The sequence below is a fragment of the Pseudomonas sp. OE 28.3 genome (assembly GCF_014268205.2).
Taxonomy (GTDB): Bacteria; Pseudomonadota; Gammaproteobacteria; order Pseudomonadales; family Pseudomonadaceae; genus Aquipseudomonas; species Aquipseudomonas edaphica.
Genome location: NZ_CP077082.1, coordinates 5,703,068 through 5,725,516 on the forward strand (window position 1 = coordinate 5,703,068; position 22,449 = coordinate 5,725,516).

A 22,449-nucleotide genomic window follows, 5' to 3' on the forward strand; every position below is an offset into this window, starting at 1 on the left:
ATGGCGGCTGTGTGCGGGAGACTTTCGAGTCTACCCGGGATGCGCTCTGGCCCGGATCGCTAACCTGCACACAGCTGCCACCCTCTTCATGTTTAGCGATGTGATGTGGCAGCTCTACTTCAGCAGAGAGCAATCATCATGAGCAAAATCGTCCCCGATCCACCCCTTTCATCCATCACCACCCTCGGCGTCGTCACCTTCGGCGACTACGGCGAAAACCAAAAACCGCTGTTCCGCGTCAACTCCGGCATGCCCATCGAGCAAGCCCTGGAACACGCCTCCACCCTGCTGTTTTATTCCAAGAAACTCGCCATGGAAGCCGCCATGGATGTACGCGGCGAACAATACGCCTGGGCCGCACACTACCTGTGTGAGATGGGCAAAGCCGTGGTGGATGACCTGACGCAAGCGATGACGCCTACGAGCTAAAGGCTAGATCGCAGATCGTTCCCACGCTCTGCGTGGGAATGCCGCCCTGGACGCTCTGCGTCTGCTCTTGAAGTCGTGACGCGGAGCGTCACAGGATGCATTCCCACGCGGAGCGTGGGAACGATCGGAATGTGGGAGGAAGCTTGCTCCTTCCACTTCTAAACCGCACCAGCCCCAGCTATTTGCGGATGCCGAGCCCGCACTTCCCGCAAAAACTCACCCGCGGTGCTCTTGAGCCAAACAATTAACCGAGCGATATCGGGCTCCGACTGTCGTCCGTTTCGGCAAATTATGTAATAGGCCGCTGGCGACATCATCACTGGGCTATTCAGCGCAACCAATGTGCCGCCTTCCAATTGGTCGTACACCAACGCAGTTCTGCCCAGCGCAATCCCTGTGCCCTTCACCGCCAGACTGATCGCCTGGCTCGAATCCGGAAATCGCGGCCCATGGTGATAAGGCGGCGCCGCCAGCCCCTGAAATGCAAACCAGCTTTCCCACCCCGGACACACCTGATCGTCCACCCGATGGATCAGCGGGTACCGGGCGACATCTTCCTGTGCAATATCACCCTTCAACCGCAGAAACTCCGGCGAACAAACGGGGAACACCGCGTCGCGCATCAGCAGTTCAACATGATGATCCGGGTAGTCGCCGTACCCCATCACCACCGCGACATCGTATTGATGAGCCTCCAGGCTGGCGCCGCTCATGTCAGCGCTGGTCAACACCAGGTCAATGTTGAACGAGGCCTCAGTGTGAGAGCCGTGCATTCTGGGAATCAGCCACGTCGAACAGAGGGAAGAGGTGCATGAGAGGTACAACGGCGGGGATTTACCGGGGTTGAGCGAATGCAGCACCCCGTCCAGCGCCTTGAAAAATCCGTCGGTTACCGGCAATAAGGCCTGCCCCGCTGCCGTCAGCTTCACACCGCGCGAGTGCCACTCAAACAACAGCACGCCCCACCACTCCTCAAGGCCCGCAATTTGATGACTGATGGCACTGGCGGTGAGGTTGAGCTCAGAGGCAGCACGCGCAAAACTACCCGTTTGCGCTGCGCTGACGAACGCTTGAAGCATGGGTGTGGGAGGCGGACGCTGGGCCATCAGGTGCTCACTTTGATCAAGATGATCCCGCAAACAATGACGAATGCCGACAGCATCCGTCGCCAACCGAACCGTTCATGAAAGAACAGCGCGGCAATAATGGCGCCGATAATAACACTGGTTTCCCGCAGCGCTGAGACCTTGGCGACCGCATCCAGCGATAACGCAAACAACACCAATCCGTAAGACGCCAGGTAAAAAACACCGCCTAACAGGCCTACTCGCCAATGCCCACGTATTGCTTGAGCCAAGGCTGAACGCTCTTTGGAATACGCCAGCACAGGGATCGGAATACTCTGGAACACTGTCAGGTAGATGATGTACTGCATTACCGTCTCACTCGCTCTTACACCTTTGGCATCCACCACCGTGTAAGACGCAATAAACACACCGGCGCACACCGCCATCAGGATCGGTTTGAACATCTGCGCCGTCATCCTGCGCACAAAGGTCAGGCTGATAATCCCCACACAAATCAGCAACACTCCGGTCAAAGCCTGGAGTGACAACTGCTCATGCAGCAGAAAGAAGGAAAACAGCGCGACCAATACGGGCGGTACCCCACGCATCACGGGGTAAACCTGGCCGAAGTCACCCGTTTCATACGCCTTGATAAGGAATAGCCGATAGACCGTATTGAGCATCACGGAGACGAGGATATAGCCCCCAACCTCCAGGCTCGGCACTCTGACAAATGGCAAGGCCAGCAGGCATATCACTAGCGCGGTACCATCAACCATGGCCAAGGTCATGAAGCGACTGCTACCGGCGCGGACTACAGCGTTCCAGGTGGCGTGCATGAAGGCAGAGATCAAGACCAGCGTGATCGCGATATCGGAGTTGTCCATGGGGCTCGGCTTTTTCTTTTTGAGATAAGAACACTTCAAATGTCTAGCAGGCCATGTCTGATAACTTGCTCATTCTAGGTATCGAGACAACACTCAAGAAAAATCGAAATGCACAGCCATGGGTGCATTTTTCGACAGCGCTAACCGTTCTGACTGATCAATCATCGCTGCATTCCGGAACGTTACGTGGCGCTTCGAATCTCGAGCCGCTATTGCCTGACTGTCACGCTGCAACGCCGAGAACATAGACGAATCAACTGTTACGTCCGCCCCGGAATAAATCAGAGCGAGTACCTCAGCATTACTGATAGACATCGGCTTCTTGTCCGGAAGTTGAGTGGGTGTGCCTTGTAGTTCATCAACCAAGGCTGTTGCATGGCTGCACACCTCTTGGCTGAAATTACTGCCTTTTATGATCATCGAGATTCTTTAAGGTGGTTAGTTAGAGCGCCCATTTAACTAAGCCCACCACTTGCGAAAAAGCGAAACCTCATCAGCTTAGCCATCAAGATTCGTCATGAGTATGGGTGTAGAGCAATACGCATGGGCCGCGCATTACCTGTGTGAGATGGGCAAAGCCGTGGTGGATGACCTGACGCAAGCAATGACGCCAACGGGCTAAACGCTAGATCGCAGATCGAATGCCGCCTTGGACGCTCTGCGTCTGCTCTTGAGTCGTGACGCGGAGCGTCACAGGATGCATTCCCACGCGGAGCGTGGGAACGATCGGACAAAAAAGTGTGGGAGCTGGCTTGCCTGCGATGGCGGTGGGTCAGGCAGCTTATCTACTGCTGATATACCGCCATCGCAGGCAAGCCAGCTCCCACAGTTGACCGCATTGCCACTTTGGAACTGAGTGTGGTGCTTAGTCGGCAATCACGACGATCGACACGCGCCGGTTCTCGGTGCGGCCTGCCACGGTGGTGTTTGACGCCACCGGTTCGCTGCTGCCCAGGCCGCGCAGTTGGATGTTTTCTTCTTTCATGCCCACGCTGGTCAGCACCTTGCCCACGCTTTTGGCGCGGCGCAGGGACAGTTGCTGGTTGTAGGTTTCTTTGCCCGAGGCGTCGGTGTGGCCGTCTACGCGCACGCGGTCGATACCGGCGCCCGTCAGGGCTTTGCCGATGCGTTCGACGATGTCGGTGCTGGCTTTGTTGAGGCTTTCGACGTCGCTGCCGAACAGCACTTTGCCGGATAACCCGAAGGCCCAGCCTTCGTCGGTGAGTTCAAAGCCTTGTTGTTTGAGGACCGCGACTTGCGCCGGGGTCAGGCCTTTGGGCGGCGGCGTCTGGCAGCCGCCGAGGGCCAGGAAGGCAACCAGTAAAGTGATAAACAGAACACGCGTTTTCGAGAACAAGGGATCAACTCCTGTGTTGAACGTTGGCAGCGGTAGGCTCCGCCTCCGCCGTTTGCTGGCCGCCCTGGGACAGCCGCTTGGCTTGGTACATGGCCGCGTCGGCGGCATTAAGCAGGGTGCCGGGAGTGGCGCCATGATCGGGGTAGATGGCGATGCCGATACTGAGGGAGGTCAGCACCTGGGTATTGCCGGGCAACGGGATTGGTTTGTCCATGCTGGCAATGATCTTGTCGGCGATGCGCTGGGCATCCTCGGCCTTGTGCAGCGGCGCCAGCAGGATCGCGAATTCATCACCGCCCAGGCGCGCCACCAGGTCATCCTCACGCAGCTGCGCACGCACGCGTTCGGCGACGGCGACCAGCACGGCATCGCCGGCGGCGTGGCCAAAGTTGTCGTTGATGTCTTTGAAGCGGTCGCTGTCGAGGAACAACACCGCCACTTTCTCATTGATCTTGGCGGCGCTGCGCAGTGCGCGAATCAGGCGGCCTTCGAAGAACGCGCGGTTGGGCAAGCCGGTGAGGCTGTCGTGGCTGGCTTGGTGGGCGAGGGTTTCATTTTCACTTTGCAGGTGGCTTTGCCAGGCTTCCATCTCACCGAGCAAGGCGTTGAAGTCGCTGCCGAGGCTGTCGAGTTCGGCGATCTGCGCCGGTGGCACGCGGCGGTCGAAATCGCGCTCGCTGCGGGCGGCGTGGGCCACGGCGGCAAGGCTTTGCAGCGGTTGGGTGATGCCTTGCAACAGACGCCGCGCCAGGTACAACGCAACCCAGGCGCTGAGCGCGGTACAAATCAGAATCCCGGCCAGACCACTGAGCAAAAAGCGCAGCAGGCTGCCGCCATGGCCGACCAAGTGAATGCTGCCGACGGGCTGGCCCTGATGCAGGACCGGCTGGCTGATGGGCTGTTCGAGCAGGGTGTGCGCCACCGCCAGCTCGACCTTGGAGAGCATGCCGGTTTCGGGCCGTACCCATTGCGCCAGCAGCTTGCCGTTGGCGTCGAAGACTTCGGCCTGGGCCACTTCTTCAGTCGATGCAATCAGGCTCAACGCTTCGGTGGCGGCGGCACTGTCATCGAACACCACCGCAGCTTCCACGGTGTAGTTGATGGAGCGCGCGATCAGGTGCAGGTTGTGTTCGGCATACACCCGCAGCGCCAGCACGCCGAGCAGGGTCAGCGACACACTGGCCAGGGTCACGGCCACCAGTGCCAGGATCAAATGCCCACGGCCAATGACCGAACGCAAGGTCGGCCGCGCTTTAGCGGTTCTCATGGCGCTGGCGCTCGACGTCGGGACAGTTGCAACACACTGGGGTGGATGCGCACGCCGCTACGGGCGACGGAATCCAGGTTGACCTCGAACGACACTTGCTCATCGCCCACGCGCAGGCAGAACAGGCTGCCCACGGTGCATTGGTCGCCGCCTTCGCTGATGCTGAGCACCGGGTGGCCGATCAATGAGGTGAACAGGCGGCTGCGTTCATCGGCGGTGAGTTTGCCGATGTAAATGGCGTCGCAGGCACTGACGATATCGGGATTATCGGCCAGCAGGCGCTGCACCACCACCGGGCGGCCAGTGGCCTGGGTGGTGCCTTTGACAAGGTCGTCGGTGTATTGGGTGGGGCCGACGATGCACAAGCGCAGTTGTGCAGGCTCCACCGGCCAACGGGCATAACTGAGGATGCCGAGTACCACTTGGGTGACCGCCTGGGCGCGGTGATCCGCCAGGCTGGGCGTCTGCGCAAATACACGCGGGGCGAGCAGGCATAGCACCGCCACCAGTAACATGCGTCTCCAGCTCAAACTGCGCTCTGTGGGCGAGACAGCCACGTTCATGCAGCAATTCTCTCAAATATTTTACAGGGTGATGCCGCAACGATAGCACAGCGGCGGAAAACCCCACGAACTGGGGGTTTATCAAAGCCCGCTATATTTTCAGAAAAATCAGACAACTAAACCAGAAATATTTAATGACCAATCAGTCAGTTTTATCGAGGGCGGCATCCAACTCCAGCATCAACCCGCTCAGGCGTTTGACCTTGCGCCGCACCGCTTCTTCAAACACCCCGCCTCGCGGTTCGATCAAACTGAACCAGCGTTTGGCGCGGGTGATGCCGGTGTAGATCAGCTCTTTGGTCAGCACCGGGTTCAGCGCATCGGGCAGGATCAGCGCCGTGTGAGTGAATTCGGAGCCCTGGGATTTGTGCACGGTCATGGCGTACACGGTTTCCACATCATTCAGACGGCTGGGCAGTACAAAACGCACCCCACCCTGGCCATCGTTGCGTGGGAAAGCCACACGCAGCACCTGTGGGCCGCCGTCGCTTTCGGGCAGTTTGAGGGCGATGCCGATGTCGCCGTTCATCAAGCCCAGGCCGTAGTCGTTGCGCGTCATCAATACCGGGCGGCCTTCGTACCATTGGTCATCGCCTTCGATCAGCCGCACTTTGCGCAAGGCGGCGGTGATGCGCTGGTTTAAACCTTCCACGCCCCATGGGCCTTTGCGCACGGCGCAGAGTAGTTGGAAGGCGTCGAAGGCTTGCAATAGTTGTTGCGCCCAGTGGGTCCAGGCGGCGTCTTCGCGCGCTGTGTCGAGGGCCGGGCGCGCGCTGTGCAGCAGGTTGAGGTAATAGCGATAACCCTGGGCGTCGTCGCCCTGCCCGTCCAGCACCAGGCGCTCAAGCGCGTGATCGTGTTCGCCCTTGAGGCTGAGGCAGAACAGGTCGTTGTGGCTGCGCGCGGCAAGCAGTCTGCGCGCCTCTTCGGCATTTTGCTGGTTAACCCAACGCGCCAGTTGGCCGATGCCACTGCCTTCGCCGAAGCGTCGCGAATAGCGCAGCATGACCACTTGCTGGGCGAGCGGATGACTGCCATCGAGATCTTCCTGCAGGCCGCTGGCGCTGAGGTCTTCGCCGCTGACGGCTTGCAGCCATTGGCGTGTGTCGGGGCTGTACCAGCCGGCCTCGGCATCACGGCACAAGTCGCCGAGCACCGCACCGGCTTCGACCGAAGCGAGTTGGTCTTTGTCCCCGAGCAATACCAGGCGTGCGTGGGGCGGCAACGCGTCCAGCAGGTTGGCCATCATTTCCAGGTCGATCATCGAGGCTTCGTCCACCACCAGCACATCCAATGGCAACGGGTTGCCGAGGTGATGCCGAAAATGTCGCGTGCCGGGGCGGCTGCCGAGCAGGCGGTGAACCGTGGTGACCTGGGTGGGGATTTTTTCCCGCACGCTGTCCGGCACATTCAGCGACAACACTTGCTGGCTGATGGATTCGGTGAGGCGCGCAGCGGCTTTGCCCGTGGGCGCGGCGAGGCGGATGCGCAATGGGCTGTTGGCCTCTACGGCCGGGGCCTGCAGCAGCGCGAGCAGGCGCACTACAGTGGTGGTTTTGCCGGTGCCGGGGCCGCCGGTGACGATGCTGAAGGCACCGCGTGTGGCCAGGGCGCAGGCAAGTTTTTGCCAGTCGATCACGCCGTCCGGCGGCGCTTGATCGAACAAGGTGTTCAGGCGTTGCGGCAAATCAGTGGCGACGGTTTCCAGGGTGGCCAGGCGCAGGCGCAACGCCGTGTCGATGCGCCGTTCGTAGGTCCAATAGCGGCGCAAATACAGGCGTTTGCCGGACAGCACCAGCGGGCGGCTTTGGGCCGATTCAGTGCCATCAACAGCCAGCGCGACCAAGTGGCTGGCGGCCAGCGCCTGGCACCAGTGGGCGCCATCAAGGCCGTCGAGCAATTGCGAGGGCAGCAACATGGCGCCGGTTTGCAGGTCGCCTTCGGGTGGCAATGACAGGGCAAAGTCTGGCGCTTTAAGGGTTTCGAACAAGTCCAGGCAGACGTGGCCATGGCCCAATTGGTGGCTGGTCAATGCGGCGGCCAGCAATACCAGCGGGTCGGCCTGCGGGTCGAGTTCGTGGAGGAAACCGACGAAGGCTTTGTCCAATGCGCGCAGCCAGCCACGGTCAACCCAGCGTTCCAACAACTGCAACAGGTCGGCGGCGCGACTGAGGGGCATCAGGTCCTCAAGCGGTAAGGGCGACAGGCTCATAGCAGCACTCCTTGTTCCCAGGCGGGCTCAACCTTGGGCGGTATGGGTTTGCCCTGGAACAGCAGGTCCAAGCCTTCGATCAGCTCACGTGGCGGCCGGGTGAAATACGCGCCCTGGCTGGTGGCCTGGGTGCCCCGCAGGAACAGGTACAGCGCGCCGCCGACATGGCGGTCGTAGTCGTAATCCGGCAGGCGCGCCTTCAGCTGGCGGTGCAGGGCCAGCTGGTAAAGTACGTATTGCAGGTCGTACCGATGCTCGAGGATCGACTGTTCCATGGCGTCCTGCGTGTAGGCCGAATCGTCAGGGCCGAGCCAGTTGGATTTGTAGTCGGCCACGTAATAACGGCCGTCGTGTTCGAACGTCAGGTCGATAAAACCCTTGAACATACCGTTGAGCAGCACCGGTTCGGCGGCCACTCGGGACACACCGTTGTGAGTGTGCTGGCACACTAGCTTGTCGAGGGCCAGCACGTCGACTTTGTGGCTGGCGAACCAGAACTCCATTTCGATCTGGTAGTGCTGCAGGCTGCTGAGGGCGACTAGATCGTTATCTACCGGCAGCGGCGTTTGCAGCAAATGGCCGAGCCAGCCGCTGAGGGTGACGATCCAGCCTTCCCAGTTGCGCCGATTACAGCGGGCGCCCACGGCTTTTTCGATGGCCTCGGGCGTCACGTTGAAGCCTTCCTCGCCCGCCCATTCCAACAGACCATGGAGAAAGGTGCCGGGGTTAGGGCCACGTGGGAAACGGTGAATGTCGCCGCCAGACGCTGCCACTTCACGCGGTGCGTCGGGGTCGAGGCGTTCGTCGTCGAACAGCTTCTGGGCTTGTGGGCTTTCTGGTGCTTCTAGATTAGCGGCGCTCATGCTGTCGCCAATTCTTAGCGCACTGTAAGAAGCGATCCACCAGTTTTCAGCGGCTTTGCGCGTGGGCAGTAGCGGTGCCAGCAAGGTAGCCTCGTTACGCGGCGGGTGGAACAGGCTGTCTTGCGCGTCGGGCACGTGGGTGTAGTGGATGGCAGCGCAGCCCTCCTGCAAGTCCAGCAGCCAGCGCGCCAAACCGGCGGATTCGCCCAACGAGGCACCGCCACCGAGCAGATAACCCAGCGCGGACAGGTGCAAGACCGAGCTGCTGTTATTGCCACGTTTGAGGTCGGCAATGCCCAACCAGCACGCGTGTTTGGCGCGCGTGAGGGCGACGTAGAACAACCGCAGGTCTTCGGCCAGGCGCTCGTCGTCGGCTTGGGCAATCAGCTCGGCGGTCGGCCGCAGGCTGACTTGGGATTTGCCCTGTTCGTCGTGGTAATGCAGCGGCAAGCGGCTGCCATCCACCGGCTTGGCCGAGCAGATAAACGGCAAGAAGACCAGGTCGTATTCCAGGCCCTTGGATTTGTGGATGGTCACCACCTTGACCAGTTGTTCGTCGCTTTCCAGGCGCAGAATCTGTTCTTCACCGGCCTGGCCCGACAGTGCCAGGTGTTCGGCCAGGTGGCGAATCAATGCTTGCTCGCCATCCAGCTCTGACGCGGCCTGTTGCAGCAGTTCGCTCAGGTGCAACAGGTTGGTCAATACGCGTTCGCCGTCACTGCGGGCGATCAGGGTTTGCGGCAGTTTGAAATCATGCAGCAGGCGTCGCAGCATCGGCAGCACGCCTTGGGTACGCCAGATCGCGCGATAACCACGGAACTGCATCACGCGGGTTTCCCACGCCAGTTCGTCCTGGTTCAGACGCTCCAGTTCCGCCAGTGACAGGTTCAGGGTGACGCAGGCCAGGGCGGCGCGCAGTGGGCGCTCGACGTCCGGCTCGGCGCAGGCCTTGAGCCAGGCCAGCAGGTCATGGGCTTCCTGGGCGGCGAACACCGAATCCTTGTCAGACAGATAAACGCTGCGCACGCCACGGGCGGCCAGCTCGGCGCGCACGGCTTGGGCTTCCTTGCCGTCGCGCACCAGGATGGCGATGTCTGACGGAAATACGCCTTTTAAGCTGCCATCCGGTTGTAGGAAACCCGCGCGGCCCTGCTGCCCGCCATTGAGCAACTCAACAATTTGCGCAGCGCAGGCCGCCGCGAGTTGTTGGCGATAGACCGCGTTGGAAATCGGCTGATCGGTGGGCAGGTGCCAGAGGTTCATCGCCGGCAAGGTTTGGCCATCGACCTGCAACTGCTCTTTGCGGCCTTGGGACAACACCGAGTGGAACGGCACCGGGTTGTCGCCATTTGGCTCACGGAACAGGAACGCGCCACGGCCGGTCTCGGCACGCTGGAACACATGGTTGACCGCTTCGACCATCGCGTGGCTGGAACGGAAGTTGGTGCCCAGGGTGTGATGGCGGCCGGTGGTGGACTGGCGGGCGCGCAGGTAGGTGTAGATGTCGGCGCCACGGAAGGCGTAGATGGCCTGTTTGGGGTCGCCGATCAGGAACAGGCCACTGTCTAGGTGGTTTTCTTCGATGCGGTAGATGCTGTCGAAGATGCTGTATTGCACCGGGTCGGTGTCCTGGAATTCGTCGATCAGGGCGACCGGGAATTGCTCACGGATCACATTGGCCAAGCGCTCGCCGCCGTCGGCTTGCAGGGCGGCGTTGAGGCGGATGAGCATGTCGTCGAAGCCCATTTCGGCGCGGCGGCGTTTTTCTTCTTCGAAGCGTTTACCGACCCAACCGGCGGCGTGTTGCAACACGGCGGCATCGGGGGTTGGCAGCGCGTCGAGGCTGGCCTTGAGGCTGGCCATGGCGTCGATGCCAGGGTGGCGCGGCGGCTCGCCCTTCCAGGCTTCGGCCATGCCATCGGGCGTAAGGCGGGTGAAGCCGGTGCCGATGTCGAGTTGTTCGAGGGTTTCGTCAGCGGCCCAGGCGCTGATCTTTTCGAACCAGGGTTCGAAGTAACGCGCCTGCATCTTGCGGCCGTCGACGGCTTTGGCGGCGACGGCTTGCAGGCAGATATCGCGCAGCTCGATGGCCCATTGTTGCCAGGGCGCCTTGAGCGCGACCAGCGCTTGGCGGCGCTCTTGCAAGCAAGCGTTGATCAATTCGGCCGGCTCACGGGTTTCATCGGTGGGCCGCTCGCTGCCGAACAGCGCACGCACGCGTGGCATCAGCGCGGCGGGGCCGCTCCAGTTTTTGCGCACCCAGTTGAGTGCGTCGTCGTGCATTGGGTAGCAGAACAGCCGCCAGTAATCGCGCAGCACTTCGCCGAGCAGGTCGCTGTGGTCGGTTTCCAGGGTTTGGGTGAACAGGCTGCCGCTGTCGAACGCGTGTTCGCGCAGCATGCGCTGGCACCAACTGTGGATGGTCGAGACGGCAGCTTCGTCCATCCATTGGGCGGCGATGTCCAGGCGGTTGGCACAGGCAGGCCATTGCTCGGGAAGGTATTGGTCACGCAGGTCGGCGATCAGGGCGTCCGGTTGCTCAATTTCGTCGCGGAAGAACCGCGCGGCTTCGGCGAGGCGGATGCGGATGCGTTCGCGCAGCTCTTTGGTGGCGGCGTCGGTGAAGGTCACCACCAGGATTTGCGGTGGCAGCAGTTCACGACCAAAGCCGGATTCTTCACCACCGTGACCAAGCACCAGGCGCAGGTACAGGGCGGAAATGGTGAAGGTCTTGCCGGTGCCGGCGCTGGCTTCAATCAGCTGGCTGCCTTTGAGTGGGAAGGCCAGGGCCAAAGGTTTACTGATCATGCGCTGGCCTCCTCGCTGCTGAGTGATCGCCATGGGGCGTTGATCAAGGGCCGATACAGGGTTTCGGCCCAACCTTCGAATTCTTCGCTGGCGATGAGCGTGGCGTAATCCGGGAATTGGCGGGTGAGCGCCGGGGTTTCGCGGCGTTCGCCGTCGGTGGTCAGGCCGTCACCTTCGTAGGCTTTGCTGGCTGCCGCCTGGGCCTTGTCGGGGTCGGTTTGGCCGAGCCAGGCGAAGGCGGTTTTCACGGCGACGGGCAGTGGTTTGCGCATGCCGGTGTGCCAGGCCAGTAAAAGGTTGCCGAGTATTTCCTGGGCGACGGTTTTTTCCAGCGGGGCCAGCAGCAGGGTGTCGTCACTGGCGACCAGCCCGGTACTGAGTGGCAAGCCGCAGGCGCAGGCCACCACATGATTGACCCACGGGCGGATCAGTCGATGCCACTTGCGGGTCTTGATCGAGCCAATGCTGTTGGGGATGGTGGTGACGCTTAACAATCCGCCATCACTGCGCCGATGCAGGCCACTGATCCAGCCTTCGAGTTCAATGCCTTGATGCTCAAAACTGATCGGTTCGGCAGCGGTTTGTGGCGTAGGCCAGAGCGCCAGTAAGTGTTGATAACGCTGCAGTAGATCGGGCAATGGCTCGACCAATTCATTACGCAGGCATTCGCCGAAACCGACCATGGGCAGCAGGCCACTGCCTTGCAGGCGCAGGGCTTGGGCATTCAGGGCCTGGTCTATGTGATCGGGCTGGGCCAAGGCTGCATTGAGCAGGCTGTCGCTGAGGCTGTAGCGTTGCAAGGCATCGAGAACGAAAGGTTCTTCATCGGCCAGCGGGACTTCGGCGGCTTCGAAGAACACTTTCAGACGCTGGCTGAAGAAGTGTTTGACGGGGTTGCGCACAAAGTCTTGCAACTGACCGAGGCTCAGAGGTTCTTCCTGGTGGTGCTCTGCCAAGTGTTCTTCTGTAGCCGTGGCCACGGGTGCTTGATGGAGCAATTGCCATTCGCGGGCGTAGCTGAACAGCGCATCACCTTCGTGGAAATAGCGGGCGCTGAAGGGTTGGAGTGGGTGCTCCTGGGTCATGGCTTCCAGCAACGGTTCTTGTGTGTCTGCGTTATGCCAGCCGCTGGCGAGGTGGTCACGCAACTGGCCGATCAATACCGAGGCCGGGCGATCACTGTTGTCGCGGATGCTGCGGCCTACCCAGCTGATATAGAGCTGATCGCGGGCGGACAGCAGCGCTTCGAGCAGCAGGTAACGATCGTCTTCGCGGCGTGAACGGTCGCCGGGGCGGTAGTCGCTGCCCATCAGGTCGAAGTCCAACGGTGGCTGGGCTCGCGGGTAGTCGCCGTCGTTCATGCCGAGCAGGCAGACCAGTTTGAACGGGATGGCGCGCATGGGCATCAGGGTGCAAAAATTGACAGCCCCAGCAAGGAAGCGCTGGGACAGGCGGCCTTGGTCCAGGCCGGCGAGCCAGGCTTCGCGGACGACGGTAAGGGGTAACTCGTCCTGCAGGCCGACGGACTCGCAGGTTTCCAGCCAGTCTTCTCGCAGCTGTTCGAGTTGGCCGAGTAGATAGTCGTCGTGCTCGCTGCTGGGCAGGAAGAACAGCTGCATCAGGCGTTGCAGGCGCTCGCCCCATTCTGGGGGGCTTGCCGGTTGTGACAAGGCTTGATGGGCGTGGTTTAGCGCATCGAGCAAGGCGACCAGTGGGCCGATCAACGCGGCGTCCAGCCCGCCGATTTCATCGTAGGGCTCAATACCGTCACAGGCGATTCCAGTGCCCACGGCATAGCCCAGCAACATACGGCGCAGGCCGAATCGCCAGCTGTTTTGCTCAAGCTCCTGGGGGAGGCCGAGGCCGGCGCGCTGTTCGGCGTTGAGGCCCCAGCGAATGCCGGCGCCTTCGATCCAGCGGTGCAGCGTGGGCAGATCGCGCTCCTTGATGGCAAAACGTTCGCGCAAGGCGGGGACGTCGAGCAGGTCGAGGATTTCGCTGACGGGGAAGCGGCTATCTGGAAGTTTTAGCAGGTGTTCGACGGCGATCAGCAGCGGATCGCGGCCGCGTTGGCCTTGGTCGGTGAGGGTGAACGGGATGAAGCGTGGGTCGTTTCGCTCAAGCTGGCCGAAGACGGCGCGGATGTGCGGCGCGTAGCTGTCGACGTCGGGGACCATGACGATGATGTCACGCGGGCGCAGTGTGGGGTCGGCGCTGAAGCGTTGGAGCAATTGGTCATGGAGGATTTCCACTTCGCGTTGGGCGCTGTGGGCGACGTGGAAGCGGATGGAGCTGTCGTGATTTAGATCGACACCCGGCCACAGTTCGCGGGTTTCATTGAGTGGGCGCAGTTCGAGGATGTCGTCCTGCAATTGGTTGAGCAACGTGGTGGGTTCGTTGTCGCTGAACAGGTCGATGCGGCCATCACGGAAGGCGGCGCGGTAGCTGTTGGGGTCGTCGTAGCTGTCCAGCAGGCTAATGTAGTCGCGGCCCTGTTTGCCCCAAGCGGCCAGCAACGGGTGCGCATGTTGGTGCAGGGTTTGCGGGTCGATGGTGACTGGCATGCCGGCTTTGCGCGCCTGGCGTTTGTACTCGTTACGCAGCAGGTCTTTGTCGGCGACGATGTCGGACCAGTGGTGGCGGCAAGGGTTGTGTACGCACAGCAGGACTTGGCTGAAGCGTGCCAGGCCGGCGAGTGCTTCCAGCGCTTGGGCGGGCAAGGATGAAATGCCGAAAACGATGACTCGGGACGGCAGCCCCTGAGGGGCTTTTTCGAGGGTGTTGATCCGCTCGATAAAACGCTGGTGAACACCGGCACGGCTTTCGGCCATGCCCTCTTCGCCAACGTCCAATAGCAGTGCACGCCATAGTTCGGCCTGCCAACAATTTGCCGGGTTCAGGGGCTTTGCTTCGCCTCGGCCATTGCGCAGTTGATGGCGACCGGCGGCCCAATCTTCCAGCCAGTCGGCGCGGTAGACCTGGTATTGGTCGAACAAGTCGGCCAGGCGTTCGGCCAGTTGATAGCGTTTGCGCAGGTCGGTGTCGTCGGTGAGAAAGCGCTGCAGGGGCTCGAAGTGCGGTTGGTCGATGAGCTCCGGGAGCAGGCGCATCAGGCGCCAGGTCAGCGGGGCCTTATCGAGCAGGGATTTGGGCGGGATTTCGTCTTTGCCCAAAACCATGCGATAGAGCTGCCACATGAAGCTACCGGGGAGTTGCACATCGATAGCCGCGGCGATGCCACAGCCGCCCATATCATCTTCTTCCGGATCTTCTGCCAAGGCCAACTTGAGCCATTGGGCAATGCCGTTGCTTTGGACCAGAGCAATTTCGTTTTCCAGAGGAGCCAGGGGATAACGGCGCATCCAGCTGACTACCAGACTGCGCAGTTCGTCCAGGCGGTTGCCGTGAACCACCATGAATCCAGCGCTGAGGGACGTCGCATCCGGCATAACGGCTTCCTTGGGAAAAGCAAAATCGAGGCATGGACTTTAGCATTGAAGGCGGTGGCAGGCTGCAACAGGGAAACGCTTGATACATTGCGTGCCCACGCTTTTCGACCGCCCAAAACAAAACCCCATCTGCTTTCGCAAATGGGGTTTCGGAATTTAATCTTGACGATGACCTACTCTCACATGGGGAAACCCCACACTACCATCGGCGATGCATCGTTTCACTACTGAGTTCGGGATGGGATCAGGTGGTTCCAATGCTCTATGGTCGTCAAGAAATTCGGGTACTGAGTCGTAGCCAAATGGCTTCGCTTCAGCAAATTGGGTATGTGACAGCTTTCGGTGTTTTGTGAGCGTCGAACTTTCGGTTCATCTCGTCTTCACACACCGCAATCTGATGCTCTTTCGAGTAGTCAAATTGCTTGGGTGTTATATGGTCAAGCCTCACGGGCAATTAGTATTGGTTAGCTCAACGCCTCACAGCGCTTACACACCCAACCTATCAACGTCGTAGTCTTCGACGGCCCTTCAGGGGACTCAAGGTCCCAGTGAGATCTCATCTTGAGGCTAGTTTCCCGCTTAGATGCTTTCAGCGGTTATCTATTCCGAACATAGCTACCCGGCAATGCCACTGGCGTGACAACCGGAACACCAGAGGTTCGTCCACTCCGGTCCTCTCGTACTAGGAGCAGCCCCTCTCAAATCTCAAACGTCCACGGCAGATAGGGACCGAACTGTCTCACGACGTTCTAAACCCAGCTCGCGTACCACTTTAAATGGCGAACAGCCATACCCTTGGGACCGGCTTCAGCCCCAGGATGTGATGAGCCGACATCGAGGTGCCAAACACCGCCGTCGATATGAACTCTTGGGCGGTATCAGCCTGTTATCCCCGGAGTACCTTTTATCCGTTGAGCGATGGCCCTTCCATACAGAACCACCGGATCACTAAGACCTACTTTCGTACCTGCTCGACGTGTCTGTCTCGCAGTCAAGCGCGCTTTTGCCTTTATACTCTACGACCGATTTCCGACCGGTCTGAGCGCACCTTCGTACTCCTCCGTTACTCTTTAGGAGGAGACCGCCCCAGTCAAACTACCCACCATACACTGTCCTCGATCCGGATAACGGACCTGAGTTAGAACCTCAAAGTTGCCAGGGTGGTATTTCAAGGTTGGCTCCACGCAGACTGGCGTCCACGCTTCAAAGCCTCCCACCTATCCTACACAAGCAAATTCAAAGTCCAGTGCAAAGCTATAGTAAAGGTTCACGGGGTCTTTCCGTCTAGCCGCGGATACACTGCATCTTCACAGCGATTTCAATTTCACTGAGTCTCGGGTGGAGACAGCGCCGCCATCGTTACGCCATTCGTGCAGGTCGGAACTTACCCGACAAGGAATTTCGCTACCTTAGGACCGTTATAGTTACGGCCGCCGTTTACCGGGGCTTCGATCAAGAGCTTCGCGTTAGCTAACCCCATCAATTAACCTTCCGGCACCGGGCAGGCGTCACACCCTATACGTCCACTTTCGTGTTTGCAGAGTGCTGTGTTTTTAATAAACAGTCGCAGCGGCCTGGTATCTTCGACCGGCATGAGCTTACGGAGCAAGTCCTTCACCCTCACCGGCGCACCTTCTCCCGAAGTTACGGTGCCATTTTGCCTAGTTCCTTCACCCGAGTTCTCTCAAGCGCCTTGGTATTCTCTACCCAACCACCTGTGTCGGTTTGGGGTACGGTTCCTGGTTACCTGAAGCTTAGAAGCTTTTCTTGGAAGCATGGCATCAACCACTTCGTTAACTAAAAGTTAACTCGTCATCAGCTCTCGGCCTTAGAATCCCGGATTTACCTAAGATTCCAGCCTACCACCTTAAACTTGGACAACCAACGCCAAGCTGGCCTAGCCTTCTCCGTCCCTCCATCGCAATAACCAGAAGTACAGGAATATTAACCTGTTTTCCATCGACTACGCTTTTCAGCCTCGCCTTAGGGACCGACTAACCCTGCGTCGATTAACGTTGCGCAGGAAACCTTGGTCTTTCGGCGTGGGTGTTTTTCACACCCATTGTCGTTACTCATGTCAGCATTCGCACTTCTGATACCTCCAGCAAGCTTCTCAACTCACCTTCACAGGCTTACAGAACGCTCCTCTACCGCATCACTTACGTGATACCCGTAGCTTCGGTGTATGGTTTGAGCCCCGTTACATCTTCCGCGCAGGCCGACTCGACTAGTGAGCTATTACGCTTTCTTTAAAGGGTGGCTGCTTCTAAGCCAACCTCCTAGCTGTCTAAGCCTTCCCACATCGTTTCCCACTTAACCATAACTTTGGGACCTTAGCTGACGGTCTGGGTTGTTTCCCTTTTCACGACGGACGTTAGCACCCGCCGTGTGTCTCCCATGCTCGGCACTTGTAGGTATTCGGAGTTTGCATCGGTTTGGTAAGTCGGGATGACCCCCTAGCCGAAACAGTGCTCTACCCCCTACAGTGATACATGAGGCGCTACCTAAATAGCTTTCGAGGAGAACCAGCTATCTCCGAGCTTGATTAGCCTTTCACTCCGATCCACAGGTCATCCGCTAACTTTTCAACGGTAGTCGGTTCGGTCCTCCAGTTAGTGTTACCCAACCTTCAACCTGCCCATGGATAGATCGCCCGGTTTCGGGTCTATTCCCAGCGACTAGACGCCCTATTAAGACTCGCTTTCGCTACGCCTCCCCTATTCGGTTAAGCTCGCCACTGAAAATAAGTCGCTGACCCATTATACAAAAGGTACGCAGTCACAGAACAAAGTCTGCTCCCACTGCTTGTACGCATACGGTTTCAGGATCTATTTCACTCCCCTCTCCGGGGTTCTTTTCGCCTTTCCCTCACGGTACTAGTTCACTATCGGTCAGTCAGTAGTATTTAGCCTTGGAGGATGGTCCCCCCATATTCAGACAAAGTTTCTCGTGCTCCGTCCTACTCGATTTCATGACTAAGAGATTTTCGCGTACAGGGCTATCACCCACTATGGCCGCACTTTCCAGAGCGTTCCGCTAATCTCAAAGCCACTTAAGGGCTAGTCCCCGTTCGCTCGCCACTACTAAGGGAATCTCGGTTGATTTCTTTTCCTCAGGGTACTTAGATGTTTCAGTTCCCCTGGTTCGCCTCTTACGCCTATGTATTCAGCGTAAGATAACCATCTTATGATGGCTGGGTTCCCCCATTCAGACATCTCCGGATCAAAGTCTGTTTGCCGACTCCCCGAAGCTTTTCGCAGGCTACCACGTCTTTCATCGCCTCTGACTGCCAAGGCATCCACCGTATGCGCTTCTTCACTTGACCATATAACCCCAAGCAATCTGGTTATACTGTGAAGACAACATTCGCCGAAAATTCGAATTTCTCAACTAAGAGAACTCACAAATTTTACCTTAGCCTGATCCGTTACCAGTGAAAGTAACGTTCAGTCTATCTTTCTATCACATACCCAAATTTTTAAAGAACGATCTAATCAAAGACTAGAAATCAATATTCACTTCAGAATATTCATTTCTAAACTCTAACAGCAGAAGCAGTTAATGGTGGAGCCAAACGGGATCGAACCGTTGACCTCCTGCGTGCAAGGCAGGCGCTCTCCCAGCTGAGCTATGGCCCCATAACAAAATTGGTGGGTCTGGGCAGATTCGAACTGCCGACCTCACCCTTATCAGGGGTGCGCTCTAACCAACTGAGCTACAGACCCAATTTCGAGCGTCACTGATTAGCTAAGAGCTATCAGCTTGGAGCTTAAAGCTGCTTCTATCGTCTTCTTCAATGAATCAAGCAATTCGTGTGGGAACTTATGGAGCAGCTGATGTCGTCGATTAAGGAGGTGATCCAGCCGCAGGTTCCCCTACGGCTACCTTGTTACGACTTCACCCCAGTCATGAATCACACCGTGGTAACCGTCCTCCCGAAGGTTAGACTAGCTACTTCTGGTGCAACCCACTCCCATGGTGTGACGGGCGGTGTGTACAAGGCCCGGGAACGTATTCACCGCGACATTCTGATTCGCGATTACTAGCGATTCCGACTTCACGCAGTCGAGTTGCAGACTGCGATCCGGACTACGATCGGTTTTGTGGGATTAGCTCCACCTCGCGGCTTGGCAACCCTCTGTACCGACCATTGTAGCACGTGTGTAGCCCAGGCCGTAAGGGCCATGATGACTTGACGTCATCCCCACCTTCCTCCGGTTTGTCACCGGCAGTCTCCTTAGAGTGCCCACCATGACGTGCTGGTAACTAAGGACAAGGGTTGCGCTCGTTACGGGACTTAACCCAACATCTCACGACACGAGCTGACGACAGCCATGCAGCACCTGTCTCAATGTTCCCGAAGGCACCAATCTATCTCTAGAAAGTTCATTGGATGTCAAGGCCTGGTAAGGTTCTTCGCGTTGCTTCGAATTAAACCACATGCTCCACCGCTTGTGCGGGCCCCCGTCAATTCATTTGAGTTTTAACCTTGCGGCCGTACTCCCCAGGCGGTCAACTTAATGCGTTAGCTGCGCCACTAAAAGCTCAAGGCTTCCAACGGCTAGTTGACATCGTTTACGGCGTGGACTACCAGGGTATCTAATCCTGTTTGCTCCCCACGCTTTCGCACCTCAGTGTCAGTATTAGTCCAGGTGGTCGCCTTCGCCACTGGTGTTCCTTCCTATATCTACGCATTTCACCGCTACACAGGAAATTCCACCACCCTCTACCATACTCTAGTCAGTCAGTTTTGAATGCAGTTCCCAGGTTGAGCCCGGGGATTTCACATCCAACTTAACAAACCACCTACGCGCGCTTTACGCCCAGTAATTCCGATTAACGCTTGCACCCTCTGTATTACCGCGGCTGCTGGCACAGAGTTAGCCGGTGCTTATTCTGTCGGTAACGTCAAAACAGCAAAGTATTAATTTACTGCCCTTCCTCCCAACTTAAAGTGCTTTACAATCCGAAGACCTTCTTCACACACGCGGCATGGCTGGATCAGGCTTTCGCCCATTGTCCAATATTCCCCACTGCTGCCTCCCGTAGGAGTCTGGACCGTGTCTCAGTTCCAGTGTGACTGATCATCCTCTCAGACCAGTTACGGATCGTCGCCTTGGTGAGCCATTACCTCACCAACTAGCTAATCCGACCTAGGCTCATCTGATAGCGCAAGGCCCGAAGGTCCCCTGCTTTCTCCCGTAGGACGTATGCGGTATTAGCGTCCGTTTCCGAACGTTATCCCCCACTACCAGGCAGATTCCTAGGCATTACTCACCCGTCCGCCGCTCTCAAGAGAAGCAAGCTTCTCTCTACCGCTCGACTTGCATGTGTTAGGCCTGCCGCCAGCGTTCAATCTGAGCCATGATCAAACTCTTCAGTTCAAACATCTTTGGGTTTTTAAGAAACCCTAAACTTGGCTCAGCAATCGTTGGTTACATCTTTGATTTCTCGCGGAGTAACTTGTGATGCTGATAATCTTGTTGACTATCAGTCTGACTCCACAAGCACCCACACGAATTGCTTGATTCAGTTGTTAAAGAGCGGTTGGTTAAGATCTTTCGTCTCAACCGAGGCGCGCATTCTACAGCAGCCTCATTTGCTGTCAAGTGATTATTTTCAGAAGCTTTCGAAGAATTCTTCAACAACTTCAACCACTTGCGCTTACGATCTCTCGTTAGCGGGAGGCGAATTCTACAGCGTTACACGCTGCTGTCAACACCTCTTTTTCAACTTCCTTTTGGCTTCGATGAACTGAAGCAACTTGCTGCCGAAAACTTCGTAACTCATTGTTTACCAAGGAGTTTTCCGTTTCGACTGCGCCGGAAGTGGGGCGAATTATAGACAGATATAAAACGCCGTCAATCCTTAATTACGCTTTTGTCGCAGAAAGTGGTTTTTTCGCAATAAGACGGGGAATCCGGCGCATCACTGGCGGGATCCGCAGCACTAGCAGCAGCGCGCCTATAGATGCATAGATCGCCCATTCCTTCAGGTCGGCCCGCACAATCCACAACATGTGCAACAAACCAAGCCCAAGAATCACGTACACCAGGCGATGCAGCTTCTTCCAACGGCTACCCAACCGGCGCTGGCTATAACGATTGGACGTTACTGCCAGCACCAATAAGCCAAGGAACCCCAGCGCACCGACAATAATGTAGGGCCGCTTACGCAGCTCGACGCCGAACTGCGACCAATCCAGCCCGAGGATGAATACGCAGTACGCAGCCAGGTGCAGTGCCACATACGCAAAACACCACAATCCCAGCTGCCGACGCACGGCAATCCACCCTGCCCACCCGCTGAGTTTCTGCAACGGCGTCATACCTAGCGTTACCAGCAACAGGATCAGGGTCCCAAGCCCCAACCGATCCATCAACACTTTGCCTGGATCAGGCCCGAGCACAGAGCTCCACGCCTCATACAGCCAGAAAAATGGCCAGATCGCCGCGGCTATAAAGACGCCAATGCGCCAGATCGGATAACGCATCAGTAGTTCTTCCGCAGGTCGAGGCCCGTATAGAGAGAAGCGACCTCATCCGAATAGCCGTTGAACATCTGCGTCTCTCGCACATTCGGGCTGAACAGACCGCTCGGCAAACGACGCTCACGCGCCTGGGTCCAGCGAGGATGGTCGACGGTCGGGTTCACATTCGCGTAGAACCCATACTCATTGGCCGCAATGCTTTGCCAAGTCGTCTTTGGCTGCTCGCTGACCAGGCTGATCCGCACAATCGACTTCACGCTCTTGAAGCCGTACTTCCACGGCACTACCAGACGCAGTGGTGCACCGTTCTGGTTCGGCAACTCCCGCCCATACATACCCACAGCCAGGATCGCCAACGGATTCATTGCTTCATCCAGACGCAGCCCTTCTACATAGGGCCAGTCGATCAAGCCGAAGCTGGAGCGCTGTCCCGGCATGCTTTTGGGGTCCTGCAGCGTTTCAAAGCGGATGTACTTGGCTTTAGCGGTTGGTTCAACCTGCTTGAGCAAGGCTGAAATAGGAAAGCCCATCCACGGAATCACCATCGACCACGCCTCGACACAACGCAGTCGGTAGATACGCTCTTCCAATTGATAAGGCTTCATGAAGTCTTCCAGGGCATAGCGCCCAGGTTTACCGACTTCCCCATCGATCACCACACTCCAGGGTTCGGTCTTGAGTGAACCGGCGTTCTTCGCCGGGTCGCCCTTGTCCGTACCGAACTCATAGAAGTTGTTGTAGTGGGTGGCGTCCTTGAACGGGGTGATGGCTTCGTCTTTTACCGTAACCGCCTGCCATTGGGTGCTGGGCAGCTTATCTGCAAACCAGCCTGGGGCATTGCCCGGCTCGACATCGGCATAACGCGCGGCATCTTCGGCACTCGCCCAACGCGGCAACGCAGTGGCCGCAACACCGGCCAGCGCACCACCGAGCAAGCTGCGACGCGAAAGATAGAAGGATTCAGGCGTGACATCCGATTCATGACAATCGGACGCTTTGGGGATTTTGATTAACATGGCAACTCCGCAGCATTGGAGAACTGATGCACCAATAGACT

Annotated in this window: 12 protein-coding genes, 2 tRNA genes, 3 rRNA genes and 1 pseudogene; 2 read left to right on the forward strand and 16 right to left on the reverse strand. The window is 58.1% G+C overall.

Annotated features, from left to right (window positions below):
* Positions 1–138 precede the first annotated feature (138 nt).
* Positions 139–429: a DUF3077 domain-containing protein gene (locus tag HU759_RS25630; protein WP_017137974.1), complete on the forward strand. Its 291-nt coding sequence runs from the start codon at positions 139–141 to the stop codon at positions 427–429.
* Positions 430–587: 158 nt separating this feature from the next.
* Here HU759_RS25630 and HU759_RS25635 read toward each other — a convergent pair whose 3' ends face one another.
* From HU759_RS25635 to HU759_RS25645, 3 genes are all read right to left on the reverse strand, one after another.
* Positions 588–1,535 carry a LysR substrate-binding domain-containing protein gene (locus tag HU759_RS25635; RefSeq protein ID WP_186618045.1) on the reverse strand — a complete coding sequence of 316 codons (948 nt, stop codon included), beginning with the start codon at positions 1,533–1,535 and terminating at the stop codon, positions 588–590.
* A complete protein-coding gene (locus tag HU759_RS25640) occupies positions 1,535–2,383 on the reverse strand; it encodes an EamA family transporter (protein ID WP_186618043.1) in 849 nt (282 codons plus the stop codon). The genes HU759_RS25635 and HU759_RS25640 overlap by 1 nt, the downstream gene beginning before the upstream one ends.
* A gap of 93 nt (positions 2,384–2,476) precedes the next feature.
* The gene (locus HU759_RS25645) at positions 2,477–2,803 is read right to left on the reverse strand and encodes a hypothetical protein (protein WP_170040477.1); all 327 of its coding nucleotides are present in this window, start codon (positions 2,801–2,803) and stop codon (positions 2,477–2,479) included.
* A 112-nt stretch (positions 2,804–2,915) separates the two neighbouring features.
* Here HU759_RS25645 and HU759_RS25650 point away from each other — a divergent pair.
* Positions 2,916–3,005: pseudogene (locus HU759_RS25650) on the forward strand (DUF3077 domain-containing protein); the annotation flags it as partial.
* 243 nt (positions 3,006–3,248) lie between these two features.
* Here the strand turns inward: HU759_RS25650 and HU759_RS25655 are convergent.
* From HU759_RS25655 to msrP, 13 genes are all read right to left on the reverse strand, one after another.
* Positions 3,249–3,740, reverse strand: coding sequence for an OmpA family protein (locus HU759_RS25655; RefSeq protein ID WP_017137978.1), 492 nt, complete (start codon positions 3,738–3,740; stop codon positions 3,249–3,251).
* Between the two features lie 4 nt (positions 3,741–3,744).
* Positions 3,745–5,007, reverse strand: a complete 1,263-nt coding sequence (locus HU759_RS25660) for a diguanylate cyclase (RefSeq protein ID WP_017137979.1) — start codon at positions 5,005–5,007, stop codon at positions 3,745–3,747.
* Positions 5,004–5,570 carry a YfiR family protein gene (locus HU759_RS25665; protein ID WP_099549471.1) on the reverse strand — a complete coding sequence of 189 codons (567 nt, stop codon included), beginning with the start codon at positions 5,568–5,570 and terminating at the stop codon, positions 5,004–5,006. The genes HU759_RS25660 and HU759_RS25665 overlap by 4 nt, the downstream gene beginning before the upstream one ends.
* Positions 5,571–5,712: 142 nt before the next feature.
* Positions 5,713–7,782, reverse strand: a complete 2,070-nt coding sequence (gene recD / locus HU759_RS25670; RefSeq protein ID WP_186618041.1) for an exodeoxyribonuclease V subunit alpha — start codon at positions 7,780–7,782, stop codon at positions 5,713–5,715.
* On the reverse strand, positions 7,779–11,453 hold the full coding sequence (gene recB, locus HU759_RS25675; RefSeq protein WP_186618039.1) for an exodeoxyribonuclease V subunit beta: 3,675 nt from the start codon (positions 11,451–11,453) through the stop codon (positions 7,779–7,781). Before recB ends, recD begins: the two co-directional genes overlap by 4 nt.
* Positions 11,450–14,902, reverse strand: coding sequence for an exodeoxyribonuclease V subunit gamma (gene recC / locus HU759_RS25680; RefSeq protein WP_186618037.1), 3,453 nt, complete (start codon positions 14,900–14,902; stop codon positions 11,450–11,452). Before recC ends, recB begins: the two co-directional genes overlap by 4 nt.
* Before the next feature lie 160 nt (positions 14,903–15,062).
* A 5S ribosomal RNA gene (rrf, locus tag HU759_RS25685) occupies positions 15,063–15,178 on the reverse strand.
* Positions 15,179–15,335: 157 nt separating this feature from the next.
* Positions 15,336–18,227, reverse strand: a 23S ribosomal RNA gene (locus tag HU759_RS25690).
* A 237-nt stretch (positions 18,228–18,464) separates the two neighbouring features.
* Positions 18,465–18,540: transfer RNA gene (locus tag HU759_RS25695), tRNA-Ala, on the reverse strand.
* Between the two features lie 10 nt (positions 18,541–18,550).
* Positions 18,551–18,627: transfer RNA gene (locus tag HU759_RS25700), tRNA-Ile, on the reverse strand.
* Positions 18,628–18,749: 122 nt separating this feature from the next.
* Positions 18,750–20,286, reverse strand: a 16S ribosomal RNA gene (locus HU759_RS25705).
* The 16S, 23S and 5S rRNA genes sit together here with 2 tRNA genes alongside, the layout of an rRNA operon.
* A gap of 488 nt (positions 20,287–20,774) precedes the next feature.
* A complete protein-coding gene (msrQ, locus tag HU759_RS25710) occupies positions 20,775–21,395 on the reverse strand; it encodes a protein-methionine-sulfoxide reductase heme-binding subunit MsrQ (RefSeq protein WP_017139218.1) in 621 nt (206 codons plus the stop codon).
* Entirely contained in the window at positions 21,395–22,408 is a 1,014-nt protein-coding gene (msrP, locus tag HU759_RS25715) for a protein-methionine-sulfoxide reductase catalytic subunit MsrP (RefSeq protein ID WP_017139219.1), read from the reverse strand. Before msrP ends, msrQ begins: the two co-directional genes overlap by 1 nt.
* Between the last annotated feature and the right edge of the window lie 41 nt (positions 22,409–22,449).

Excerpts from the sequence above, each read along its gene's own strand:
- HU759_RS25630 (WP_017137974.1), top strand. The coding sequence starts at position 139 with ATGAGCAAAATCGTCCCCGATCCACCCCTTTCATCCATCACCACCCTC.
- HU759_RS25660 (WP_017137979.1), bottom strand. The coding sequence starts at position 5,007 with ATGAGAACCGCTAAAGCGCGGCCGACCTTGCGTTCGGTCATTGGCCGT.
- HU759_RS25665 (WP_099549471.1), bottom strand. The coding sequence starts at position 5,570 with ATGAACGTGGCTGTCTCGCCCACAGAGCGCAGTTTGAGCTGGAGACGC.
- HU759_RS25635 (WP_186618045.1), bottom strand. The coding sequence starts at position 1,535 with ATGGCCCAGCGTCCGCCTCCCACACCCATGCTTCAAGCGTTCGTCAGC.
- HU759_RS25645 (WP_170040477.1), bottom strand. The coding sequence starts at position 2,803 with ATGATCATAAAAGGCAGTAATTTCAGCCAAGAGGTGTGCAGCCATGCA.
- recB (WP_186618039.1), bottom strand. The coding sequence starts at position 11,453 with ATGATCAGTAAACCTTTGGCCCTGGCCTTCCCACTCAAAGGCAGCCAG.
- recD (WP_186618041.1), bottom strand. The coding sequence starts at position 7,782 with ATGAGCCTGTCGCCCTTACCGCTTGAGGACCTGATGCCCCTCAGTCGC.
- recC (WP_186618037.1), bottom strand. The coding sequence starts at position 14,902 with ATGCCGGATGCGACGTCCCTCAGCGCTGGATTCATGGTGGTTCACGGC.
- msrP (WP_017139219.1), bottom strand. The coding sequence starts at position 22,408 with ATGTTAATCAAAATCCCCAAAGCGTCCGATTGTCATGAATCGGATGTC.
- msrQ (WP_017139218.1), bottom strand. The coding sequence starts at position 21,395 with ATGCGTTATCCGATCTGGCGCATTGGCGTCTTTATAGCCGCGGCGATC.
- HU759_RS25640 (WP_186618043.1), bottom strand. The coding sequence starts at position 2,383 with ATGGACAACTCCGATATCGCGATCACGCTGGTCTTGATCTCTGCCTTC.